Source organism: Streptomyces sp. NPDC101237 (assembly GCF_044767465.1).
Taxonomy (GTDB): Bacteria; Actinomycetota; Actinomycetes; order Streptomycetales; family Streptomycetaceae; genus Streptomyces; species Streptomyces gramineus.
In genome coordinates this window covers 58,047-79,608 of record NZ_JBIWNY010000030.1, presented here as the reverse complement: position 1 = coordinate 79,608, position 21,562 = coordinate 58,047, and the positions used below count along the sequence as shown (strand labels likewise).

Genomic DNA, 21,562 nt, shown 5'->3' with positions numbered 1-21,562 from the left:
ATCAGTGACCCATTCCCAGTCCGCCGTCAACGGGAATGACGGCTCCAGTGATGTACGAGGCGTCGTCCGAGGCGAGGAACCGCACCGTCGCGGCGACCTCCTCGGGCTGCGCGTACCGGGCGAGCGGCACCTGCGACACGATGGCCGCGCGCTGCTCGTCGGTGAGGATCTTGGTCATGTCGGTGTCGACGAAACCGGGCGCGACGACGTTGAAGGTGATGTTGCGCGAGCCCAGCTCACGGGCGAGGGAGCGCGCGAAGCCGACCAGGGCGGCCTTCGAGGCCGCGTAGTTGGCCTGACCGGGACCGCCGAGAAGGCCGACGACCGAGGAGATCAGGACGACGCGGCCCTTCTTGGCGCGCAGCATGCCGCGGTTGGCCCGCTTGACCACACGGAAGGTGCCGGTGAGGTTGGTGTCGACGACCGAGGTGAAGTCCTCCTCGGACATACGCATCAAAAGCGTGTCCTTGGTGATGCCGGCGTTGGCGATCAGGACCTCGACCGGGCCGTGGGCGTCCTCGATCTCCTTGTAGGCCTGCTCCACCTGCTCGGTGTCGGTGATGTCGCACTTGACGGCGAGGCAGCCCAGTTCCTTGAGGACGGCGGGCGGCTCCCCCGAGCGGTAGGTGATGGCAACCTTGTCGCCGTTGTCGGCGAATGCGCGGGCGATGGCGAGGCCGATGCCCCGGTTGCCTCCAGTGACGAGAACCGAGCGGCTCAACGGATCACCCTTTCGTTCGGTCTGACCACCGGCCGGTACGGCTGGCACGACAGGCGGCTTCATCGAAAACCTATCGGTCCCGCCATCACGGGGACCAAGCGGGCACCAACAGTGGCTCGGGGGTGTCACTGTCGGGTCCCTACAGAAAGGCCCGACGCCGGGCCGAAACATGTGGTCCGTACACCCGCGGGCGCGACATGATCGGACGGACAGGCCACGACAGCAGGGAGACCTCGGTGCCTCATTCCATCGACGAAGCCTTCACGGCGCTTCCGCTACGGGCCCTCGCCGACGCCGCGCTCGCACGCGCGCGGGCGCTCGGGGCCCAGCACGCGGACTTCCGGTTCGAGCGGGTGCGCAGCGCGTCCCTGAGTCTCCGGGACGCCAGGCCCTCCGGATCGTCGGACACCACCGACCTCGGGTACGCGGTCCGGGTCGTGCACGGCGGTACCTGGGGCTTCGCCTCCGGCGTGGACCTGACGCTGGACGCGGCGGCCAAGGTCGCCTCGCAGGCGGTGGCGATGGCCAAGCTCTCGGCGCAGGTGATCAAGGCCGCCGGGTCGCAGGAGCGGGTGGAGCTGGCCGGCGAGCCGGTGCACGCGGAGCGGACGTGGGTCTCGTCGTACGAGATCGATCCGTTCACCGTGCCCGACGAGGAGAAGGCCGCGCTGCTCGCGCAGTGGAGCACGCGGCTGCTGGCGGCCAACGGCGTCGACCATGTCGACGCCTCGCTGCTCACCGTGCACGAGAACAAGTTCTACGCCGACACGGCCGGGACCGTGACCACCCAGCAGCGGGTGCGGCTGCACCCGCAGCTGACCGCGGTGTCCGTGGACGAGTCGAGCGGCGAGTTCGACTCGATGCGGACCGTCGCGCCGCCGGCGGGACGCGGCTGGGAGTACCTGACCGGCACCGGCTGGGACTGGGACTCCGAACTGGAGCAGATGCCGGAGCTGCTGGCCGAGAAGATGCGGGCGCCGAGCGTGCAGGCGGGGCTGTACGACCTGGTGGTCGACCCGTCCAACCTGTGGCTGACCATCCACGAGTCCATCGGCCACGCCACCGAGCTGGACCGCGCGCTCGGCTACGAGGCCGCCTATGCCGGCACCTCGTTCGCCACCTTCGACCAGCTCGGCAAGCTGCGGTACGGCTCCGAGCTGATGAACGTCACCGGTGACCGCACCGCCGAGCACGGCCTGGCGACCGTCGGCTACGACGACGAGGGCGTCGAGGCCCAGTCCTGGGACCTGGTCAAGGACGGCACGCTCGTCGGCTACCAGCTGGACCGCAGGATCGCGAAGCTGACCGGCTTCGAGCGCTCCAACGGGTGCGCGTACGCCGACTCCCCCGGGCACGTGCCCGTGCAGCGCATGGCCAACGTCTCGCTGCGGCCGGACCCGGCCGGTCTGTCGACCGAGGACCTGATCGGCGGGGTCGACCGCGGGATCTACGTCGTCGGCGACCGTTCCTGGTCGATCGACATGCAGCGCTACAACTTCCAGTTCACCGGCCAGCGGTTCTTCAGGATCGAGAACGGGCGGATCACCGGGCAGCTCCGGGACGTCGCCTACCAGGCGACGACCACCGACTTCTGGGGCTCCATGGCGGCCGTCGGCGGCCCGGGGACCTACGTGCTGGGCGGCGCCTTCAACTGCGGCAAGGCCCAGCCCGGACAGGTCGCGGCCGTGTCCCACGGCTGCCCCTCGGCCCTCTTCAAGGGCGTCAACATCCTCAACACCACGCAGGAGGCCGGTCGATGAGCGCCCGCAGCAGCAAGCCGCACGAGATCGTCGAGCGCGCGCTGGAACTCTCCCGCGCCGACGGCTGCGTGGTCATCGCCGACGAGCACTCCACCGCCAACCTGCGCTGGGCCGGCAACGCGCTCACCACGAACGGCGTCACGCGCGGCCGTTCGCTGACCGTCGTCGCGACCGTCGACGGCAAGGAGGGCACGGCCTCCGGCGTGGTGTCCCGGTCGGCCGTGACCGCCGACGACCTGGAGCCGCTGGTGCGGGCCGCCGAGGCCGCCGCGCGCGGTGCAGGACCGGCCGAGGACGCGCAGCCGCTGGTCACCGGCGTGCCGGCGTCCCCGGACTTCACGGACGCGCCCGCCGAGACCTCCTCGGCCGTGTTCACCGACTTCGCCCCGGCGCTCGGCGAGGCCTTCGCACGCGCGCGTGCCGGGGGCCGTGAGCTGTACGGCTTCGCCAACCACGAGCTGGTCTCGACGTACGTGGGCACCTCGACCGGGCTGCGGCTGCGCCACGACCAGCCCACCGGCACCCTGGAGCTGAACGCGAAGTCGCCGGACCGCACCCGGTCGGCCTGGGCGGGACAGTCCACCCGGGACTTCAAGGACGTCGACCCGGGCGCGCTCGACGCCGAGCTGGCCGTGCGGCTGGGCTGGGCGGAGCGCCGGGTGGAGCTGCCGGCGGGCCGGTACGAGACGCTGCTGCCGCCGACCGCCGTGGCCGACCTGCTGATCTACCAGCTGTGGTCGGCGTCCGCGCGGGACGCGGCCGAGGGACGGACGGTGTTCTCCAGGCCGGGCGGCGGCACCCGGGTCGGCGAGCGGCTGGCCGAGCTGCCGCTGACCCTGCGCAGCGATCCGAACGAACCGGGCCTGGAGTGCGCGCCGTTCGTCGTGGCGCACTCCTCCGGCGGCGATCAGTCGGTCTTCGACAACGGGCTGCCGGTCACCGGCACCGAGTGGATCGCGGGCGGCGAGCTGAAGCACCTCACCACCACCCGGCACACGGCCGGCCTGACCGGGCTGCCGGTCGCGCCCTCGGGCGGCAACCTGATCCTGGACGGCGGTGCGGACCGCTCCCTCGACGACATGGTCGCGGCCACCGAGCGCGGGCTGCTGCTGACCTGCCTCTGGTACATCCGCGAGGTCGACCCGGCGACGCTGCTGCTCACCGGGCTGACCAGGGACGGCGTGTACCTGGTGGAGAACGGCCAGGTCACCGGACAGGTGAACAACTTCCGGTTCAACGAGTCGCCGGTGAGCCTGCTGGGGCGGGCCACGGAGGCCGGGCGCACGGAAAAGACGCTGCCGCGGGAGTGGAGCGACTGGTTCACTAGGTCTGCGATGCCCGCGCTGCGCGTGCCCGACTTCAATATGAGCTCTGTCAGTCAGGGCGTATAACCTCGTAGCCGGGTGGTCGCTCGACCACCAGAAGATCATCTGATGATCGCCCGTAGATCGCCCTAGGAGATACGAGAACCGTGACGGACATCGTCGACGAGCTGAAGTGGCGGGGGCTCATCGCCCTCTCCACGGACGAGGACGCATTGCGCAAGGCGTTCGCGGACGGTCCCGTCACGTTCTATTGCGGCTTCGACCCGACCGCGCCCAGCCTGCACCTCGGCAACCTCGTGCAGATCCTGACGATGCGCCGGATCCAGCAGGCGGGCAACCGTCCGCTGGGTCTGGTCGGGGGCGCCACGGGCCTGATCGGCGACCCGAAGCCGAACGCCGAGCGCACGCTCAACGCGCCCGACGTCGTCGCCCTGTGGGTGGAGCGGCTGCGCGCGCAGATCGCTCCGCTGCTGGACTTCGAGGGCCCGAACGCGGCGGTCATGGTCAACAACCTGGACTGGACCCAGGGCATGTCCGCCATCGAGTTCCTGCGGGACGTCGGCAAGCACTTCCGCGTGAACAAGATGATCGCCAAGGAAGCGGTGGCCCGGCGTCTGGAGTCCCAGGAGGGCATCAGCTACACCGAGTTCAGCTACCAGATCCTGCAGGGCATGGACTTCCTGGAGCTGTACCGGCGGTACGGCTGCACGCTGCAGACCGGCGGCAGCGACCAGTGGGGCAACCTGACCTCGGGCACCGACCTGATCCACAAGGTCGAGCCCGACGCCGTGGTGCACGCGCTGGGCACGCCGCTGATCACCAAGGCGGACGGCACCAAGTTCGGCAAGACGGAGTCCGGCACGGTCTGGCTCGACCCGGAGATGACCACCCCGTACGCCTTCTACCAGTTCTGGCTGAACGCGGACGACCGGGACGTCTCCAAGTTCCTGCGGATCTTCAGCTTCAGGTCGCACGAGGAGATCGAGGACCTGGAGCGGCAGACCGAGGAGCGTCCGCAGGCGCGGGCGGCCCAGCGCGCGCTGGCCGAGGAGCTGACGACGCTGGTGCACGGCGCCGACCAGACGGCCGCGGTGATCGCCGCGAGCCGTGCCCTGTTCGGCCAGGGTGAGCTGGCGGAACTGGACGAGCGCACGCTCGCCGCGTCGCTGTCCGAGGTGCCGCACATCCAGGTCGCCGCACTGGGCCCGGTGGCCGACCTGTTCGCCGAGGTCGGGCTGGTGGCGAGCAAGTCCGCGGCCCGGCGGACCGTGAAGGAGGGCGGGGCCTACGTGAACAACGTCAAGGTGACCGCCGAGGACGCGGTGGCGGACGCGGCTCAGCTGCTGCACGGGCGGTGGCTGGTGCTGCGCAGGGGCAAGAAGAACCTGGCTGCCGTGGAGGTCGTCGGTTCCTGAGCGCGGTGCGGGGCGCGGGTGCCGTGACACGGGCCCGCGCCCCGCGCGGCCGCCTCAGACGCGGTGCTTGCGCCTGCCCAGCGTCGCCGTGTACAGCATGTCGCCCAGGAAGACGATGATGATCGCCGCGACCAGCTGGAAGAGGTGGCGGCTCCAGTCGATGCCCCTGGTCGCCTCCACGCCGAGCGCACGGGCGATCGCGTTGCCGGCGATCGCGCCGAGGATGCCGAAGATGGTCGTCAGCCAGAGCGGGCTGTGCTGCTTGCCCGGGATGACCGCCTTCGCGATCAGGCCCAGCACGAATCCCACGATGATCGCCCACAACCATCCCATGGCTGCCTCCTCGTACGGCTCGACGTGAGCATTACGCCAAGTCTCGGCCGGTCGGCCGTACGGCGCACGTCGGTCACCCCCGTACGCGGTACGGCGCGGAGCGTTCACGCAGGCGGGAGGACGACCCGGTCTCGAAGACGGCGCAGGCGCGGCGTAACGTGAAAGGCATCCGGCCCCGGTTCCCCGTACGGGTACGGGCAGGGTGCGGGCCGGGGAGTGTCCGATGCGGGCGGATGGTGGAATGTGATGCGCAAGCAGCGAGGCGGCGGCAGCGGCGTCCAGGTGTTCCGGATCACCGGAGCCCGTACCGGCCTCGCCGAGGACGTACGCGGCCGGCAGCGCCGGTACGTCATCTCGATGAGCGTGCGGACCGTGTCGGTGATCCTCGCGGCCACCTTGTGGAACGTCGAACGCTACGTCGCCGTCGTGGCGCTGGTCCTCGGGGCACTGCTCCCCTACGTCGCCGTCGTGATCGCCAACGCGGGCCGGGAGCGTCCGGCCTCGCTGCCGTCGACGTTCGGTGTCACGCCGGCCCGGCCGGGGACACCTCCCACGCTTTCGGCGGTGAGGGAGATCGCGCCGCCGCGCGCGGAGGAACCGCACCCGGAACCCGTCGCGGAGCCCTCTCCGCAGGACGCGCCGGCCGATCCGGCGTCGCGTGTGCGCGATGAGCGGCCCGGGTCGGTGTGAGCGCGGGGGACGTGACGTGCCCGTGCGACGACCGTTCTCCAAGCTCAAGAAATGCTCAGATCAATCGTGCAGTTCCGGTGCCGGGTCGCGGGTGACCCATGACATACTGCGTACGCGCTCCGCATCCCCCGTCGGAGCGACGGACCGACGCCGGGCAGCTCCCCCCGTGGCTGCTCGGCGTCGCCTTGTTTGCGGGGCGACGAGTGCGGGACGAAGCAGTGAGTGACGTCATCTGTTCGGCGAAGGGCTGCCGGGCCGACGCGGTGTGGGTGCTGGCGTGGAACAACCCGAAGGTCCACACGCCGGAGCGTCGCAAGACCTGGCTCGCGTGCGAGGAGCACCGCGAGCACCTCTCGCAGTTCCTCGGGGTGCGGGGGTTCCTGAAGGACGTGGTGGCGCTGGCCGAGTGGGAGCCGTCCCGGTCCGGGTAGCGCGTCCGCCGGGGCGCCGCCTCAGCCGCCGATCGCGGACATCGGCCGGGCCGGCTGCACGAACGACGGATCGTCCAGGCCCGCTCCGGCCTTCTTCCCCCACATCGCCAGCCGCCAGATACGGGCGATCTCCTCGTCGGAGCCGCCCGAGCGCAGCGCGCCGCGCAGGTCCGTCTCCTCCTTGGCGAACAGGCAGTTGCGTATCTGCCCGTCGGCGGTGAGGCGGGTGCGGTCGCAGGCCGCGCAGAACGGGCGGGTGACGGAGGCGATGACGCCGACGCGGTGCGGGCCGCCGTCCACCAGCCAGCGCTCCGCCGGGGCGGCACCGCGCTCGTCGGCGCCCTCGGGCGTGAGGTCGAAGCGGGTGCGGAGCGAGTGGAGGATGTCGCCGGCCGTCACCATGCCGTCGCGCTTCCAGCCGTGCTGGGCGTCCAGCGGCATCTGCTCGATGAAGCGCAGCTCGTAGTCGTGGTGCACCGCCCAGGCCAGCAGGTCGGGGGCCTCGTCCGCGTTGAGGCCCGGCATGAGGACCGTGTTGACCTTGACCGGGGTGAGGCCGGCCTCGCGGGCGGCCCGGAGGCCGTCGAGGACGTCCTGGTGGCGGTCGCGGCGGGTGAGCCGCTTGAAGACCTCGGGGCGCAGGGTGTCCAGGGAGACGTTGACCCGGTCAAGACCGGCGGCCTTCAGGGCCGGGGCGGTGCGCCGCAGGCCGATGCCGTTGGTCGTCAGGGACATCCGGGGGCGGGGGTCCAGCGCCGCGACCCGCTCCACGATGGCGACCAGGCCGGGCCTGAGCAGCGGTTCGCCGCCGGTGAAGCGAACCTCCTCGACGCCCAGCACGCGGACGGCGATGTCGATCAGGCGGACGATCTCGTCGTCCGTGAGCAGGTCGGACTTGGTCAGCCACTGCAGGCCCTCCTCGGGCATGCAGTACGTGCAGCGCAGGTTGCACCGGTCGGTCAGCGAGACCCGCAGGTCGGTGGCCACCCGGCCGTAGGTGTCGACGAGCACCTGGGCCCCCTCCCTCGTGTCGTTACGGATCGGTTCTCTTCCGTCACCTGCGAGCCTACGTGACCGTGCCGACATCGCGAGGGGGCCCGATGCCACGAGGTACGGAGCGGCCGCGTCGTAGGACCCTACGATCTTGCCGACGCGGCCGGCCGTACGAAGGTCAGTGCGCTCCGGTGCCGGTCAGGGACCGCACCTCCAGTTCCGCGTACTTCGCGGCGTCCGGGGCCTCCTTGGACAGCAGGGTGCCGACGACGCCGAGGAGGAAGCCGACCGGGATCGAGATGATGCCCGGGTTCTCCAGCGGGAACCAGTGGAAGTCGACGTCCGGGAACATCGAGGTCTCCTTGCCGGACACCACCGGCGAGAACAGCACCAGGCCGACCGCGGTGACCAGGCCGCCGTAGATCGACCAGAGGGCGCCCGCAGTGGTGAAGCGCTTCCAGAACAGGCTGTAGAGGAGGGTGGGCAGGTTCGCGGAGGCGGCGACCGCGAAGGCGAGCGCGACCAGGCCGGCCACGTTGAGGTCGCGGGCCAGGGCGCCGAGCACGATCGACACCGCGCCGATGCCGACGGTGGCGTAGCGGGCCGCGTTGATCTCCTGCTTCTCGGAGGCCTGCCCCTTCTTGATCACGTTGGCGTAGATGTCGTGCGCGAAGGACGAGGAGGAGGCCAGGGTGAGGCCCGCGACCACGGCGAGGATCGTCGCGAAGGCCACCGCGGAGATGGTGGCCAGCAGGATCGCGCCCCAGTTGGAGTCGACGCCGCCCAGGTGCAGGGCGAGCAGCGGGGCCGCGGTGTTGCCCGACTTGTTGGAGGCGATGATCTCGTCCGGTTTGATCAGCGCGGCGGCGCCGAAGCCGAGGGCGAGGGTCATCAGGTAGAAGGCGCCGATCAGGCCGATCGCCCAGAGCACGGACTTGCGGGCGGCCTTGGCGGTGGGCACGGTGTAGAAGCGGATCAGGATGTGCGGCAGGCCCGCGGTGCCGAGGACCAGGGCGATGCCGAGGGAGAGGAAGTCCAGCTTGCTGGTGCCGGTGGCGCCGTACTTCAGGCCGGGCTCCAGGAAGGCGCTGCCCTTGCCGCTGTTGTCGGCGGCCTTGCCGAGCAGTTCGGAGACGTTGAAGTCGAACTTGGCCAGGACCATGAAGGTCAGCAGCAGGGCGCCCGCGATGAGCAGCACGGCCTTGACCATCTGCACCCAGGTGGTGCCCTTCATGCCGCCGATGGTGACGTAGACGATCATCAGGACGCCGACCAGGGCCACGATGCCGATCTTGCCGGCGTCGCTGGTGATGCCGAGGAGCAGGGAGACCAGGACGCCCGCTCCCGCCATCTGGGCCAGCAGGTAGAAGATCGAGACGACGATCGTCGAGGTGCCGGCGGCGGTGCGGACCGGGCGCTGGCGCATCCGGTAGGCCAGTACGTCGCCCATGGTGTAGCGGCCGGAGTTGCGCAGCGGCTCGGCGACCAGCAGCAGGGCGACGAGCCAGGCGACCAGGAAGCCGATGGAGTAGAGGAAGCCGTCGTAGCCGAAGAGGGCGATGGCGCCGGCGATGCCGAGGAAGGACGCGGCGGACATGTAGTCGCCGGAGACGGCGAGGCCGTTCTGGAAGCCGGTGAACTGGCGGCCGCCGGCGTAGAAGTCGGCGGCGTCCTTGGTCTGGCGGCCGGCCCAGACGGTGATGACGAGGGTCGCGGCGACGAACACCGCGAACAGGGTGATGATCAGGGTGCGGTGCTCGCCGGCCTCGCCGGCCGCCATGGTGATCGCGGGGGTCATGGTGATCGCGGGGGTCATGCGCCGCCCTCCGTCCGGGACTTGATGGCCTCGGCCTTGGGGTCGAGCTTGGTCGCGGCGTGGTGGGCGTACCACCAGGCGATGAGGAACGTGGTGAGGAACTGGGCGAGGCCGAGGACCAGGGCCACGTTGACGTTGCCGACGACCTTGGTGCCCATGAAGTCGCCCGCGTAGTTGGACAGCAGGACGTACAGCAGGTACCAGGCGATGAAGCCGACGGTCAGCGGGAAGGCGAAGGAGCGGTGGGAGTGCCGCAGGTCGGCGAACTCCGGACTCTGCTGCACCTCGGCGAACTCCTCGCTGGAGGGAAGCCGGTTGTGCGGTTTCGAGGGCGGTGGTGTCTCGGTGGCCACGGAGTCTCCTCGCGATACGGACATGCGGATTCGGACAGACATGCGGACCGCCTACACGAAGTGTTCGGCCCACTCCGGCAAGTGATGCCCACAGGGGGCCTCGATCCTGCTGCGGCTCCCTCCTCAAGGTCACGGCGCCACACGTGGACGGGTTCAACTCGCCCGGTTTCTTTCGGAAGTCGTTCGCGTGAGTCGCCTCCGGTCATTGCTGGCCGGTGAGTGCGGGAGATAGCTTCGCTCTGCACCACCCGTCATGTACCTGTCCAGATAGGTCACGTCAGGCCCGGGCAGGCCCGTTTTCGGATGATGTGGAGACCCCATGGCTCATCTGCGTTCCCGACGCGGGCCGGCACGCGCCGTCCCGGACGGCGACGGCGTCACGGACGCCACCCGCGCGGGCGGCACCCACGTCGACGGCTTCCGCGGCCCGGGGATCGCGGGCGCGCTCCGCGCGGTCAAGTGACCTTCCCTCAGCAGGACTTCCCGCACGGCATGCTCGTATCGCGAACGAACCGGAGGCTCACCCACATGACAGTGCCCCAGTCGCGCCACCGCCGCGCGCTCGCCATCCCGCTCGGCATGGCCATGGCCACGGCCCTCGCGTTCCTGCCCAACGTCTCGGCGTCCGCCGCCGACACGACGACCGCGGCCGCCTCGACGGCCGCGGGGGCTTCGGACGCGAGTGACGCGACGTCCCTCAGCTACGTCGTCAACATCCGCGCGGGGCACGGCACCTCGCAGCGCGTCCAGCGGGCGATCGACCGGGCCGGCGGTTCGGTGGTGATCGCGTACGACGAGATCGGCGTGATCGTCGTCCACTCGTCGAACCCCGACTTCGCCAAGGCCATGCGCAAGGTGCCCGGTGTCGACTCGGCGGGCGCCACCCGCAACGCCCCGCTGCCCGCGCAGTCGACCACCGACGTCGGCACGCCGCTGGCGCTCAGCGCCGGGCAGGTCGCCGCGGCGGGCGCCAAGGCGGCCGCCGGGCAGGACCCGCTGGAGCCGCTCCAGTGGGACCTGCCGGCCATCAAGGCCGACAAGGCGCACGAGAAGACCCTCGGCAGCTCGAAGGTCACCGTCGCCGTCATCGACACGGGCGTGGACGACACCCACCCGGACATCGCCCCCAACTTCTCCGCCGCGCAGTCCACCAACTGCGTCACGGGCAAGCCGGACACGACGTACGGCGCCTGGCGGCCCGGTGCCACCGAGAGCCCGCACGGCACGCACGTGGCCGGTGAGATCGCGGGCGCCAGGAACGGCGTGGGCATCACGGGCGTGGCCCCGGGCGTCAAGGTGGCGGGCATCAAGGTCGCCACCACCGCCGGCTACTTCTACACGGAGTCCGTGGTCTGCGGCTTCGTGTGGGCGGCCGAGCACCACATCGACGTCACCAACAACAGCTATTACACCGACCCGTGGTACTTCAACTGCACCACCGACCCGGACCAGAAGGCCCTCGTCGACGCGATCACCCGGGCCTCGCGGTTCGCGGAGCGGAAGGGCACCGTCAACGTGGCGGCGGCCGGCAACGAGAGCTACGACCTGGCCGCCGACTCGATCACCGACCCGGTCTCGCCGAACGACGGCACGCCCAGCGACCGGGTCATCGACCCGCGCAAGTGCTTCGACATACCGACCCAGCTGCCGGGCGTCGTCACGGTCTCCGCCACGGGCGCGAAGGGCCTGAAGTCGTCGTTCTCGAACTACGGCCTCGGGGTGATCGACGTGGCCGCGCCCGGCGGCGACTCGACGGCCTACCAGACCCCTGCGCCGCCGGCGACCAGCGGCCTGATCCTGGGCCCGCTGCCGGGCGGCAGGTGGGGCTACATGGCCGGTACGTCGATGGCGACCCCGCATGTCGTCGGTGTCGCCGCGCTGATCAAATCGACGCATCCGCACGCCTCGCCGGCCCTGGTGAAGGCCCTGCTGTACGCGGAGGCGACCGCCACGCCGTGCACCGACCCGTACGACATCAACGGCGACGGCAAGGTCGACGCGGTGTGCGAGGGCTCGAGGAACCACAACGGTTTCTACGGCTGGGGCACGGTGGACGCCCTGGCGGCGGTGACCCACTAGGTATCCGCACACATATTGATTCGGTCAATACTGCATAGTGCGGTCATGACTGCAATCAACCATGCGTGGTCCGCGCTGGGCGGCGATCCGTCGCTGCCCGCGCGGATCACGACCGTGCCCCGCGCGGACACGCTCCCGTCGCGGCTTCCCGTACGACGGCTCGCGCGCGCGTGCGTCGGCGCGTGCGCGCTGGCCGCCGCGGAACTGGGCGCGCGCCGCACGGCCGCCGCCCGGGTACCGGCGGTCCTGGTGGACGACGGTGCGGTGGCGGCGGCCTTCACCAGCGAGCGGCGGCTCCTGGTCGACGGGCGGGCCCCGGTGCAGTTCGCCCCGCTGTCGCGGTTCTGGCGCGCGGCCGACGGGTGGGTGCGCACGCACGCCAACTACCCGCACCACCGGACCCGGCTGCTCGCCGCGCTGGGGCTGCCGCAGGACGCCTCGGCGGACGACGTGGCGGACCGGATCGCCGGCCGGGCCGCCCTGGACGTCGAGACCGCCGTCTTCGGCGCCGGCGGGCTCGCGGTGGCGCTGCGCTCGCCCGGGGCGTGGGCCGCGCACGAGCAGGCGGCGGAGATCGCCGCCCGCCCGCTCGTCGAGCGGTCCCGTCCGGACACGGCCCCGGTGCGCGGCCTTCCACCGCTCGACGCCCGTTCGGCCGCCTTGCTGCCCGCGGCCGGACTGCGCGTCCTGGACCTGACCCGGGTGCTGGCGGGCCCGGTCGCCACCCGCACCCTGGCCTTCCTCGGCGCGGACGTCCTGCGTCTGGACGCGCCCTGGCTGCCCGAACTGCCCGACCAGCACGCCGACACCGGCATCGGGAAGCGTTCGGCGACGCTCGATCTCGGCACCGGCAGGGCGGCCTTCGAGGAACTGCTGGCCTCGGCGGACGTCGTGGTCACCGGCTACCGGCCGGGCGCTCTGGACCGGTTCGGCCTCTCCCCCGAGGCGCTGGCCGAACGGCGGCCGGGACTGGTCGTCGCCCAGGTCTCCGCGTGGGGCGGCTACGGGCCCTGGGGCGGGCGGCGCGGCTTCGACAGCCTGGTGCAGGCCGCCACCGGCATCGCGCACACCGAGGGGTCGGCGGACCGGCCGGGCGCGCTGCCCGCGCAGGCGCTCGACCACGGCACGGGATACCTGCTGGCCGCGGGCGTGCTGCGCGCGCTGACCGAGCAGTCGTACGACGGCGGGAGCAGGGTCGTACGCGTGGCGCTGGCGCGCACGGCGCGATGGCTGGCGGTGGAGACGGAGCGCGGGCCCGACGGCGGTGAGCCGTACGAGGGGCCGCGGGCCTGGCTCGCCGAGCGGGACGGACCGCTGGGGCGGCTGCGGTACGCGCGGCCGCCGGTGCGCTTCGACGGCGGTCCGCTGGACTGGGCGCGGCCTCCGGTGCCCTGGGGATCGGATCCGGCCGTGTGGGCCTGACCGCACCGCCCGCGCGGCCGGAGAAATCCGAAGAGACGGAGTGACGCTCGGTCAGTTGTCCTCTCTCCCTCGCCCGGTTCTGTGCCGGGTGGCGGGGATCGTCGGACGACGGCGCCCGGACCGACCACGGAAGCGGCCGGGCCGCGAAGCCCCGCAGGCCGCCCTGGCACCGGCCGGGCCGTCGCCGCCGTCGCCGTGCTCGCGCTGTGGGCGCGGCGGCTCCCGCGCCGGCGGCCGACCCGGTCACCGCGTACGTCCCCGCGCGGGCCGCGGTGGCCGTGCCGGGGATCGTGGTCGCGGTGTCGGGCCTCCTGACGGCACGGCCGGGGCCGATCAGTTGAACGTGATCGGGCCGGGACCGGAGGGTCGGCTCAGCCGTTGGTGACGAGCACCTTCAGGGCGGTGCGCTCGTCCATCGCCTTGTAGCCGTCGGGTACGCCCTCGATACCGACGGTCAGGTCGAAGACCGGCGACGGGTCGACGGTGCCGGCCAGGACGTCGGGCAGCAGGTCGGGGATGTAGGCGCGGACCGGGGCGACCCCGCCGCGCAGGGCGATGTTCCGGTCGAACATGACGGAGAGGTCGAGTCCGGTGCCACTGCCGTGCGGGACGCCGACGAAGCCGATCGCGCCGCCGTCCCGGGCGATCTCGACCGCCGTCCGCATGGACTGCTCGGTGCCCACGGCCTCCACCACGGCGTGCGCGCCCTGGCCGCGGGTGAGTTCGCGCACGGCGGCCACGGCGGCCTCGCCCCGCTCGGCGACGACGTCGGTGGCGCCGAAGCGGCGGGCGATGTCGGTGCGGACCTCGTGCCGGCCGAGCGCGATGATCCGCTCGGCGCCCAGCCGCCTGGCGGCCAGCACCGCGCACAGGCCGACCGCGCCGTCCCCGACGACGGCGACGGTGGCACCGGGACGGACACCCGCGCCGAGGGCCGCGTGGTGGCCGGTGCCGAGGACGTCGGAGAGCGTCAGCAGGGCGGTCAGCAGGTGGTCGTCGGAGGCCGCGTCCTTGGGGAGCCCGACCAGGGTGCCGTCGGCGAACGGGACCCGCACGGCCTCGCCCTGGCCGCCGTCGTAGCCCACCGAGCCCCAGAAGCCGCCGTGCACGCAGGAGGTCGTCAGGCCCTCGCGGCAGTAGTCGCAGACGCCGTCGGACCACATGAAGGGGGCCACCACGAGGTCGCCGCGGCGCACGGTGCCCACCTCGGAGCCGGTCTCCTCGACGACACCGAGGAACTCGTGCCCGATGCGCTGGCCCGGCTGCCGGGCCGCCTCGCCGCGGTAGGCCCACAGGTCGCTGCCGCAGATGCAGGCGCGCAGCACCCGTACGACGGCGTCGGTGGGCAGCTGCACCACCGGCTCGGGGACGTCCTCCACGCGCATGTCGTACGGGGCGTGGATGGTGGTGGCGCGCATGGCGAGGATCCCTCTCGTGCGGTGGTCGTGGGTGCGCTCAGGGGGTGGCCCGGCGCACTTCACGGTACGCCGTCACCGGCGCGGGCCGCGCGTCGAGGGTGCCTCGGACCAGCAGGAACTGCCCGGCGGCGTAGGTGAGCATGATCCAGAAGTCGGCTCTCGGCGGCTGCGGCCAGTCGGCGACGCCGGTCGCGATGAGGGTGTCGGAGAGCATGAAGAGCGCGCCGCCGAGCCCGGCGACCGGGCCGACCCGGGCGAGCGCCGTGTACGCCATGGCCGTCAGCAGGGTGCTGTACCCGGCGACGGGCCCGCGCAGACCCGCGGGCAGGTCCGGCCAGAGCAGGACGACCAGGGTGACGAGGGCGGCGGCGTAGCCGACGGCGAGGACGCCGGCACGCGCGCGTGGCGGGCCGTGGCGGTGGAAGAGGACCAGGTAGCAGACGTGTCCGGCGGCGAAGCAGGCCATTCCCGCCATGAAGGCGGGGCCGGCGTCGGAGAGCAGCAGCACGTCGCCGCCCCACCCGCACAGCAGCGCGGCGACGAGCAGCCGCGGTCCGCCCGCGCGGGCGGCCCACGCGGCCAGCAGCGGCATCAGGAGCACCTTGGCGACGACGTGCCCGGCGTGGAAGCCGGCGGCCAGGCAGCCGAGGTCGGCCGCGACGGCGAGGGCGAAGGCGGCGAGCAGCGCCCGGGACGCTCTCACGCGGCCACGGACTCCTCGGTCTGCTCGACGGCGGCCGGCGGGGCCCAGCCGGGGCCGCCGAAGACCCGTCCGGCCCGCTCCCGCCAGGTGCGGGCGGCCTTCAGGTCCCGGCCGATGGCCACGTACTCGTGGGTGGCCACCTTGATCGGGTTGAACGTGTCGATGTTCTTGGTCAGGCCGTACACGGGCCGCTCGACCTCGGGCACCCAGGACCCGAACAGGCGGTCCCAGACGATGAGGATGCCGCCGAAGTTGCGGTCCAGGTAGCCGCCCTGGGAGGCGTGGTGCACGCGGTGGTGGGAGGGGGTGTTGAACACGAACTCGAACCACCGGGGCATCTTGTCGATGCGTTCGGTGTGGATCCAGAACTGGTAGACGAGGTTCGCCGACGAGAGGAAGGCGAGCGTGGCCGGGTGCACGCCGGCCGCGATGAGCGGGAGGTAGAACGGCCAGACGGTCAGCGAGGTCCAGGGCTGGCGCAGCGCGGTGGTGAGGTTGAACTTCTTGCTGGAGTGGTGGACGACGTGGCAGGCCCACAGGATGCGGATGACGTGGTGGCCGCGGTGGGACCAGTAGTAGAAGAAGTCCTGCGCGAGCAGGAGCAGCGGGATCGTCCACCACAGGACCGGGATCCGCAGCGGCGTGAGGGCGTAGACCGCCGAGTAGATCGCGACGATCGGGATCTTCCAGAAGAAGTCGAAGACGAGCGAGCCGAGCCCCATGCCGACGCTGGTGGCCGCGTCCCTGGTCTCGTACCCGTCGCTGTCGTCGTCGGGATGGATGCGGTAGCTGATCACCTCGATCACGGTGAGCAGCACGAAGGCGGGTATCGACCACAGCACGACATCGGGCAGGTTCGGCATGGAGGCACCGTAGAACCGCCGGTCGCCCGGGGCTAGACGTTGTTACCCACAAGTATTTCCCACGGTACGCGCTTGTTTGTTGGTGATCTCCGCCAACCGGCCGCACGGCACCCGGCCGCGGCTACACGCCCGCCGCTCCCAGCAGCGTGCCCGCCGCGAAGGTCACGCCCATGGCCAGCGCGCCGCCGGCCGCGTTGCGGACCATGGCGGGGCCCACCGCCGCCGCTCCCAGCCGGGCGCTGCTCCAGCCGGTGAGCACCAGCGCGGCCAGCACCGACCCGACGGTCACCGGAAGCCGCCAGCCGGCGGGCGGCAGCACGATCGCCAGCAGCGGCAGCAGCGCTCCCACGGTGAAGGCCACGAAGCTCGCCAGCGCGGCGTTCCACGGGCTGGTCAGCTCGTCCGGGTCGATGCCCAGTTCCACGCTCGCGTGGGCCTTCAGGGCGTCCCGTTCGGTGAGCTGGACCGCCGCCTCGCGGGCCACCTCCCGGGACAGTCCGCGCCGCGCCAGCAGTTCGGTGAGCTCCTCCAGCTCCGCCTCGGGCCGCTCCTTCAGCTCCCGTCTCTCCAGGGCCAGGGCGGCCAGTTCCGAGTCACGCTGGGTGGACACCGACACGTACTCCCCCGCCGCCATCGACATCGACCCGGCGAGCAGTCCCGCGAGTCCCGCCGTCAGGAGCGCGTCGCGGTCACCGGTGGCGCCCGCGACGCCGACGACGATGCCCGCCGTCGACACGATGCCGTCGTTGGCGCCCAGTACGGCCGCCCGCAGCCAGTTCAGCCGGGAGCCGAGCGCTCCGCCGTGTGCCTCGTCGTCGTGCGTCTGTTCCGTCACGACACGGAGGATCGCACTCCGGCCCCGGCGAGGACGGCACCGACGTCCCCGGACGCGGACCCGGGCGCCTCGCGCGGACACCGGACCGGTCGCCGCTCCTCTCGCCGAGGGCGACCTCCGGCGCGCTCGGCACCGGGAGTTCGGCGACCGGGTCGAACACGGACCCCCACGGGGTCGCCGCGGCGCGCACCGGCACCGGTTCCCCGCCGAACCCCGAACCGTCCGTCACCGGGGGGAACTTGAAGCCGACGTGGTCCACAGCCGCGCGAAGGGCGATCGGGTCGTTCGAACGGGCCGTGGCGGCGGGCGACCTGACGGACCGGACTGGCGGCCGGGGCCCGTATCCTCAATGACCATGCTCGAAGACCGTACGACCGCAGTCTCCGCCGGCACCCCGTGGCCGGCCGCGTATCCGCAGGGGTACGCGGTCGTCGACGTGGAGACGACCGGGCTGGCCCGCGACGACCGGATCATCTCCGCCGCCGTCTACCGGCTCGACGGACGCGGCGAGGTCGAGGACCACTGGTACACGCTGGTCAACCCGGAGCGCGATCCGGGCCCGGTGTGGATCCACGGTCTGACGAGCGAGGTCCTCGACGGGGCACCCCTGTTCGCGGACATCGCCGGGGAGTTCGCGGCCCGGCTCGACGGCCGGGTGCTGGTGGCGCACAACGCGGTCTTCGACTGGCAGATGATCGCGCGCGAGTACGCGCGCGCGAAGAGCGAGGCGCCGGTGAAACAGCGGCTGTGCACGATCGCGCTCTCCAAGGAGCTGGGGCTGCCGCTGCAGAACCACAAACTGGAGACGCTGGCCGCGCACTTCGGTGTCGTACAGCGACGGGCGCACCACGCGCTGGACGACGCGCGCGTGCTGGCCGAGGCGTTCCGGCCGAGCCTGCGGGCCGCCGCGGCGGGCGGCGTACGGCTGCCGCTGCTGGAGTGCCGGCCGCTGACGGAGTGGTCGCAGACGCCCCGCATCGGGCAGCAGGCGAGCGGTGGCGGCTACCGCCCGAGCGGCTGGCGCCCGTCCCGCAAGCGTCCGGCCTGTCCGTATCCGAACCCGGGGCGGTTCGAGGACGGCAGGCCGCTGCGGCAGGGCATGCGGGTGGCGTTCTCCGGGGACACCTCGACCGAGCGGGAGCTCCTGGAGGACCGGGCCGTCGAGGCCGGTCTGCACGTGTCGACGAGCGTCTCGCGGCTCACCAGCCTGCTCGTCACCAACGACCCGGACTCGGGCACCTCGAAGGTGGTCAAGGCGCGCCAGTTCGGCACCCCGGTCGTCGACGAGGCGGCCTTCGGCCAGCTGCTGCGGGACGTGGCTCCGGCGGCGGCACCGGCGGCCGAGCGGTGACCGGGTCGCCGGGCACCGCTATCGGGTGATGTCGCCGGGCCCTACTAACGGGTGATTGCGAGGCGACTCGCCCGGCGTCCGCTCGCCCGCGCGAAGGCGACCGCTCACTCTGAGGCGCATGGCGAAATGCGAAGTTTGCGGCAATGACTACGGCATGACCTTCGAGGTGCACGCCCAGGGCGCGGTCCACGTCTTCGACTGCTTCTCCTGCGCGATCCACCGTATGGCCCCGGTCTGCGAGCACTGCAAGGTCTCGATCATCGGCCAGGGCGTCGAGGCCGAGAACCAGTGGTACTGCGGTGCCCACTGCGCCCGCGCGGCCGGGAAGGCGGGCATTGTCGACCGCGTCTGACCCGGTACCCGCGCGAACGCCCCCCACGACCGAGTTGTACGGTCGTGGGGTGTACCGCTTCCTGTTGACCCGGCAGTGGGTGATCCTCACCCTGATCTCCCTGCTTCTCATCCCCACGATGATCCGGCTGGGGTTCTGGCAGAAGCACCGGTACGAGGAGCGCAGCGCGCGCAACGCGCTCGTCTCCCAGGCCCTGAACGCCGAGCCGGTGCCCGCCGAGCGGGTGACCTCGCCGGGACACGCGGTGACCCGCAAGGAGCGCTACCACACCGTCACCGCGACCGGCACCTTCGACACCGCCGACGAGGTCGTGGTCCGGCGCCGGACCAACGCCGACGACGAGGTCGGGTACCACGTCCTGACCCCCTTCGTGCTGGCCGACGGCAAGGTGCTGCTGGTCAACCGGGGCTGGATCTCCTCGGACGGGCCGAGCCAGACCGCGTTCCCGAAGGTGCCGGCCCCGCCGGCCGGCCGGGTCACCGTCCAGGGCCGGCTGATGCCCGACGAGACCACCGCGGCGAGCGGCATCAAGGAACTCAAGGGCCTGCCCGACCGGCAGATCATGCTGATCAACAGCGCCGAGCAGGCGCGCCGGCTCGGCAGGCAGGTGCTGGGCGGCTACGTCCAGCAGACCGCGCCCGCGCCCAAGGGCGGCACCCCGGAGCAGATCTCCGACCCGGGCAAGGAAGACGCCCCGCTGAACTACGCCTACATGATCCAGTGGTGGCTGTTCGCCGCCGGCGTCCCCTACGGCTGGTTCGTCCTGGTCCGCCGCGAGGCCAGGACCCGCGAGGAGGGCGAGAACACCCGGCCGGCGGCGGAAGCGGAACCCGCGGCCGTCGCCTGAGCGCCGGGTCACTCCCCCGGCTCACCCCCTGGTTGGCCCACGATCCCGGCGGGAAACCGGAATCCGTGGACCGACGCATCGAGGACTACGCCCTCATCGGCGACGAACAGACCGCCGCCCTGGTCGGCCGGGACGGCTCCATCGACTGGCTGTGCGTGCCCCGGTTCGACTCGGCCGCCTGCTTCGCGCGGCTCCTCGGCGACGAGGACCACGGCCACTGGCGGATCGCCCCGAAGGACGCCACCACCTGCGCGCGGCGCGCCTACCGGCCCGACACGCTGGTCCTGGACACCGAGTGGGAGACCCCCGAGGGCACGGTCCGCGTCACCGACCTGATGCCCCAGCGCGACCGGGCGCCCGACGTCGTCCGCATCGTCGAGGGCGTCAGCGGCCGCGTCACCGTGCACAGCACCCTGCGCATCCGCTTCGACTACGGCTCGGTCGTCCCCTGGATGCGCCGCTCGGGGGGCAGCCGGGTCGCCGTCGCGGGCCCCGACTCGGTGTGGCTGCGCAGCGAACCGCCCGTACGGACCTGGGGCGAGGACTTCGGCACGCACTCGGAGTTCACCGTCGCGGAGGGCGAACGGGTCGCGTTCGTGCTCACCTGGCACCCCTCGCACGAACCCCGGCCGCCGCTGCTGGACCCGTACCGGGCGCTGCGCTCCAGCGTCACGGACTGGCGGCGCTGGACGGCCCGCTGCACCTACCGCGGCCCCTACCGGGACGCGGTCGTCCGCTCCCTGATCACTCTCAAAGCGCTCACCTACGCGCCGACCGGCGGCATCGTGGCCGCCGCCACCAGCTCACTGCCCGAGGAACTGGGCGGCGTGCGCAACTGGGACTACCGCTTCTGCTGGCTGCGCGACTCCACCCTCACCCTCGGCGCGCTGCTGTCGGCCGGCTACCACCAGGAGGCCGAGGCCTGGCGCGACTGGCTGGTGCGCGCGGTGGCCGGTGACCCGGCGGACCTGCAGATCATGTACGGCCTGGCCGGCGAGCGCCGGCTGCCCGAGTTCGAACTGCCCTGGCTGCCCGGCTTCGTGGGCTCGGCGCCGGTGCGCGTCGGCAACGGCGCCGTCGCCCAGCTCCAGCTGGACGTGTACGGCGAGGTCATGGACTCGCTGTCGCTGTCCCGCACCGCGGGCCTGTCCACCAAGCCGCACATGTGGGCCATCCAGCGCTCGCTGATGAAGTTCCTCGAGCAGATCTGGCGCCGGCCCGACGAGGGCCTGTGGGAGGTGCGCGGCGGCCGCCGGAACTTCGTGCACTCCAAGGTGCTGGTGTGGGTGGCCGCCGACCGGGCGGTCCGCACCCTGGAGGAGCATCCGGAGCTGGAGGGCGAACCGGAGGGCTGGCGGGCGCTGCGCGACGAGGTGCACCGGGAGGTGTGCGAGAAGGGGTTCGACGCGGAGCGCAACACCTTCACCCAGTACTACGGCTCGCGCGAACTCGACGCGGCCCTGCTGCTGATCCCCCGCTTCGGCTTCCTGCCGCCGGACGACCCGCGGGTGATCGGCACGGTGGACGCGATCCGCGAAGGCCTGGGCCACGGCGGCTTCGTGCGCCGCTACGACACCGACGCGATCGGCGTCGACGGCATGCCGGGCGGCGAGGGCGTCTTCCTGGCCTGCTCGTTCTGGCTCGCCGACGCGCTGCACATGACGGGCCGTACCGACGAGGCCAGGGAACTGTTCGCACGGCTGGTGGGACTCGTCAACGACGTGGGGCTGCTCTCCGAGGAGTACGAACCGGAACTCGGCCGCCTGCTCGGCAACTTCCCGCAGGCCTTCAGCCACATCGGGCTGGTGAACACCGCCCTCACACTGTTCGGCACCGACGAGGCAGGATAGGGGCC

The 21,562-nt window shown here is 72.0% G+C and carries 21 protein-coding genes; 12 read left to right on the top strand and 9 right to left on the bottom strand.

What is annotated here, in order from left to right:
* Position 1: 1 nt before the first annotated feature.
* Complete coding sequence (gene fabG / locus ACIRQ9_RS34025; protein ID WP_351326069.1) at positions 2–721, bottom strand: 3-oxoacyl-[acyl-carrier-protein] reductase; 720 nt, start codon at positions 719–721, stop codon at positions 2–4.
* A 236-nt stretch (positions 722–957) separates the two neighbouring features.
* On the opposite strand from fabG, the gene ACIRQ9_RS34020 reads away from it, so the two are divergent.
* The 3 genes from ACIRQ9_RS34020 (at position 958) to tyrS (ending at position 5,221) form a co-directional block, all read left to right on the top strand.
* Complete coding sequence (locus ACIRQ9_RS34020) at positions 958–2,481, top strand: TldD/PmbA family protein (RefSeq protein ID WP_404182428.1); 1,524 nt, start codon at positions 958–960, stop codon at positions 2,479–2,481.
* Entirely contained in the window at positions 2,478–3,872 is a 1,395-nt protein-coding gene (locus ACIRQ9_RS34015) for a metallopeptidase TldD-related protein (RefSeq protein ID WP_404182425.1), read from the top strand. Before ACIRQ9_RS34020 ends, ACIRQ9_RS34015 begins: the two co-directional genes overlap by 4 nt.
* Positions 3,873–3,952: 80 nt before the next feature.
* Entirely contained in the window at positions 3,953–5,221 is a 1,269-nt protein-coding gene (tyrS, locus tag ACIRQ9_RS34010; protein WP_404182422.1) for a tyrosine--tRNA ligase, read from the top strand.
* 54 nt (positions 5,222–5,275) lie between these two features.
* On the opposite strand, the gene ACIRQ9_RS34005 is transcribed toward tyrS, so the two are convergent.
* The gene (locus ACIRQ9_RS34005) at positions 5,276–5,554 is read right to left on the bottom strand and encodes a GlsB/YeaQ/YmgE family stress response membrane protein (RefSeq protein WP_404182419.1); all 279 of its coding nucleotides are present in this window, start codon (positions 5,552–5,554) and stop codon (positions 5,276–5,278) included.
* 246 nt (positions 5,555–5,800) lie between these two features.
* On the opposite strand from ACIRQ9_RS34005, the gene ACIRQ9_RS34000 reads away from it, so the two are divergent.
* The gene (locus ACIRQ9_RS34000; protein WP_404182416.1) at positions 5,801–6,244 is read left to right on the top strand and encodes a DUF3099 domain-containing protein; all 444 of its coding nucleotides are present in this window, start codon (positions 5,801–5,803) and stop codon (positions 6,242–6,244) included.
* A gap of 218 nt (positions 6,245–6,462) precedes the next feature.
* The gene (locus ACIRQ9_RS33995) at positions 6,463–6,675 is read left to right on the top strand and encodes a hypothetical protein (RefSeq protein ID WP_404182413.1); all 213 of its coding nucleotides are present in this window, start codon (positions 6,463–6,465) and stop codon (positions 6,673–6,675) included.
* A 21-nt stretch (positions 6,676–6,696) separates the two neighbouring features.
* Here the strand turns inward: ACIRQ9_RS33995 and moaA are convergent, their stop codons facing one another.
* From moaA to ACIRQ9_RS33980, 3 genes are all read right to left on the bottom strand, one after another.
* Positions 6,697–7,686 (bottom strand): GTP 3',8-cyclase MoaA, encoded by a 990-nt coding sequence (gene moaA, locus ACIRQ9_RS33990; protein WP_404182410.1) that lies wholly within the window; start codon positions 7,684–7,686, stop codon positions 6,697–6,699.
* A gap of 160 nt (positions 7,687–7,846) precedes the next feature.
* Complete coding sequence (locus ACIRQ9_RS33985) at positions 7,847–9,466, bottom strand: cation acetate symporter (protein ID WP_404182499.1); 1,620 nt, start codon at positions 9,464–9,466, stop codon at positions 7,847–7,849.
* 14 nt (positions 9,467–9,480) lie between these two features.
* Positions 9,481–9,837, bottom strand: coding sequence for a DUF485 domain-containing protein (locus tag ACIRQ9_RS33980; protein WP_404182407.1), 357 nt, complete (start codon positions 9,835–9,837; stop codon positions 9,481–9,483).
* Between the two features lie 319 nt (positions 9,838–10,156).
* Here ACIRQ9_RS33980 and ACIRQ9_RS33975 point away from each other — a divergent pair, with 319 nt between their 5' ends.
* From ACIRQ9_RS33975 to ACIRQ9_RS33965, 3 genes are all read left to right on the top strand, one after another.
* Positions 10,157–10,300: a hypothetical protein gene (locus ACIRQ9_RS33975; RefSeq protein WP_404182404.1), complete on the top strand. Its 144-nt coding sequence runs from the start codon at positions 10,157–10,159 to the stop codon at positions 10,298–10,300.
* A 65-nt stretch (positions 10,301–10,365) separates the two neighbouring features.
* Positions 10,366–11,916 (top strand): S8 family peptidase, encoded by a 1,551-nt coding sequence (locus tag ACIRQ9_RS33970; protein WP_404182401.1) that lies wholly within the window; start codon positions 10,366–10,368, stop codon positions 11,914–11,916.
* 45 nt (positions 11,917–11,961) lie between these two features.
* Positions 11,962–13,338 (top strand): CoA transferase, encoded by a 1,377-nt coding sequence (locus ACIRQ9_RS33965; RefSeq protein ID WP_404182398.1) that lies wholly within the window; start codon positions 11,962–11,964, stop codon positions 13,336–13,338.
* Between the two features lie 371 nt (positions 13,339–13,709).
* Here the strand turns inward: ACIRQ9_RS33965 and ACIRQ9_RS33960 are convergent, their stop codons facing one another.
* The 4 genes from ACIRQ9_RS33960 to ACIRQ9_RS33945 all read right to left on the bottom strand — a co-directional run bounded on the left by ACIRQ9_RS33960 (position 13,710) and on the right by ACIRQ9_RS33945 (position 17,157).
* Positions 13,710–14,756 (bottom strand): zinc-dependent alcohol dehydrogenase family protein, encoded by a 1,047-nt coding sequence (locus ACIRQ9_RS33960; protein ID WP_404182395.1) that lies wholly within the window; start codon positions 14,754–14,756, stop codon positions 13,710–13,712.
* Between the two features lie 37 nt (positions 14,757–14,793).
* On the bottom strand, positions 14,794–15,459 hold the full coding sequence (locus ACIRQ9_RS33955; RefSeq protein ID WP_404182392.1) for a lysoplasmalogenase: 666 nt from the start codon (positions 15,457–15,459) through the stop codon (positions 14,794–14,796).
* Entirely contained in the window at positions 15,456–16,322 is an 867-nt protein-coding gene (locus tag ACIRQ9_RS33950) for a sterol desaturase family protein (protein ID WP_404182389.1), read from the bottom strand. Before ACIRQ9_RS33950 ends, ACIRQ9_RS33955 begins: the two co-directional genes overlap by 4 nt.
* Before the next feature lie 121 nt (positions 16,323–16,443).
* Positions 16,444–17,157: a VIT family protein gene (locus ACIRQ9_RS33945; protein WP_404182386.1), complete on the bottom strand. Its 714-nt coding sequence runs from the start codon at positions 17,155–17,157 to the stop codon at positions 16,444–16,446.
* A 355-nt stretch (positions 17,158–17,512) separates the two neighbouring features.
* On the opposite strand from ACIRQ9_RS33945, the gene ACIRQ9_RS33940 reads away from it, so the two are divergent.
* The 4 genes from ACIRQ9_RS33940 (at position 17,513) to ACIRQ9_RS33925 (ending at position 21,557) form a co-directional block, all read left to right on the top strand.
* Positions 17,513–18,508 carry a DEDDh family exonuclease gene (locus ACIRQ9_RS33940; RefSeq protein WP_404182383.1) on the top strand — a complete coding sequence of 332 codons (996 nt, stop codon included), beginning with the start codon at positions 17,513–17,515 and terminating at the stop codon, positions 18,506–18,508.
* Positions 18,509–18,626: 118 nt separating this feature from the next.
* Entirely contained in the window at positions 18,627–18,860 is a 234-nt protein-coding gene (locus ACIRQ9_RS33935) for a hypothetical protein (RefSeq protein ID WP_362568400.1), read from the top strand.
* A 49-nt stretch (positions 18,861–18,909) separates the two neighbouring features.
* Positions 18,910–19,707: an SURF1 family protein gene (locus ACIRQ9_RS33930; RefSeq protein WP_404182379.1), complete on the top strand. Its 798-nt coding sequence runs from the start codon at positions 18,910–18,912 to the stop codon at positions 19,705–19,707.
* A gap of 65 nt (positions 19,708–19,772) precedes the next feature.
* Positions 19,773–21,557, top strand: coding sequence for a glycoside hydrolase family 15 protein (locus tag ACIRQ9_RS33925; RefSeq protein ID WP_404182376.1), 1,785 nt, complete (start codon positions 19,773–19,775; stop codon positions 21,555–21,557).
* The last annotated feature ends 5 nt before the right edge of the window (positions 21,558–21,562 follow it).

What these genes read in the sequence shown, in the direction of transcription:
- ACIRQ9_RS33975 (WP_404182404.1), top strand. Translation starts at nt 10,157, where the DNA reads ATGGCTCATCTGCGTTCCCGACGCGGGCCGGCACGCGCCGTCCCGGAC.
- ACIRQ9_RS34005 (WP_404182419.1), bottom strand. Translation starts at nt 5,554, where the DNA reads ATGGGATGGTTGTGGGCGATCATCGTGGGATTCGTGCTGGGCCTGATC.
- ACIRQ9_RS33960 (WP_404182395.1), bottom strand. Translation starts at nt 14,756, where the DNA reads ATGCGCGCCACCACCATCCACGCCCCGTACGACATGCGCGTGGAGGAC.
- ACIRQ9_RS33940 (WP_404182383.1), top strand. Translation starts at nt 17,513, where the DNA reads ATGCTCGAAGACCGTACGACCGCAGTCTCCGCCGGCACCCCGTGGCCG.
- ACIRQ9_RS34000 (WP_404182416.1), top strand. Translation starts at nt 5,801, where the DNA reads ATGCGCAAGCAGCGAGGCGGCGGCAGCGGCGTCCAGGTGTTCCGGATC.
- ACIRQ9_RS33970 (WP_404182401.1), top strand. Translation starts at nt 10,366, where the DNA reads ATGACAGTGCCCCAGTCGCGCCACCGCCGCGCGCTCGCCATCCCGCTC.
- ACIRQ9_RS33985 (WP_404182499.1), bottom strand. Translation starts at nt 9,466, where the DNA reads ATGACCCCCGCGATCACCATGGCGGCCGGCGAGGCCGGCGAGCACCGC.
- ACIRQ9_RS34015 (WP_404182425.1), top strand. Translation starts at nt 2,478, where the DNA reads ATGAGCGCCCGCAGCAGCAAGCCGCACGAGATCGTCGAGCGCGCGCTG.
- ACIRQ9_RS33965 (WP_404182398.1), top strand. Translation starts at nt 11,962, where the DNA reads ATGACTGCAATCAACCATGCGTGGTCCGCGCTGGGCGGCGATCCGTCG.
- ACIRQ9_RS33935 (WP_362568400.1), top strand. Translation starts at nt 18,627, where the DNA reads ATGGCGAAATGCGAAGTTTGCGGCAATGACTACGGCATGACCTTCGAG.
- ACIRQ9_RS33950 (WP_404182389.1), bottom strand. Translation starts at nt 16,322, where the DNA reads ATGCCGAACCTGCCCGATGTCGTGCTGTGGTCGATACCCGCCTTCGTG.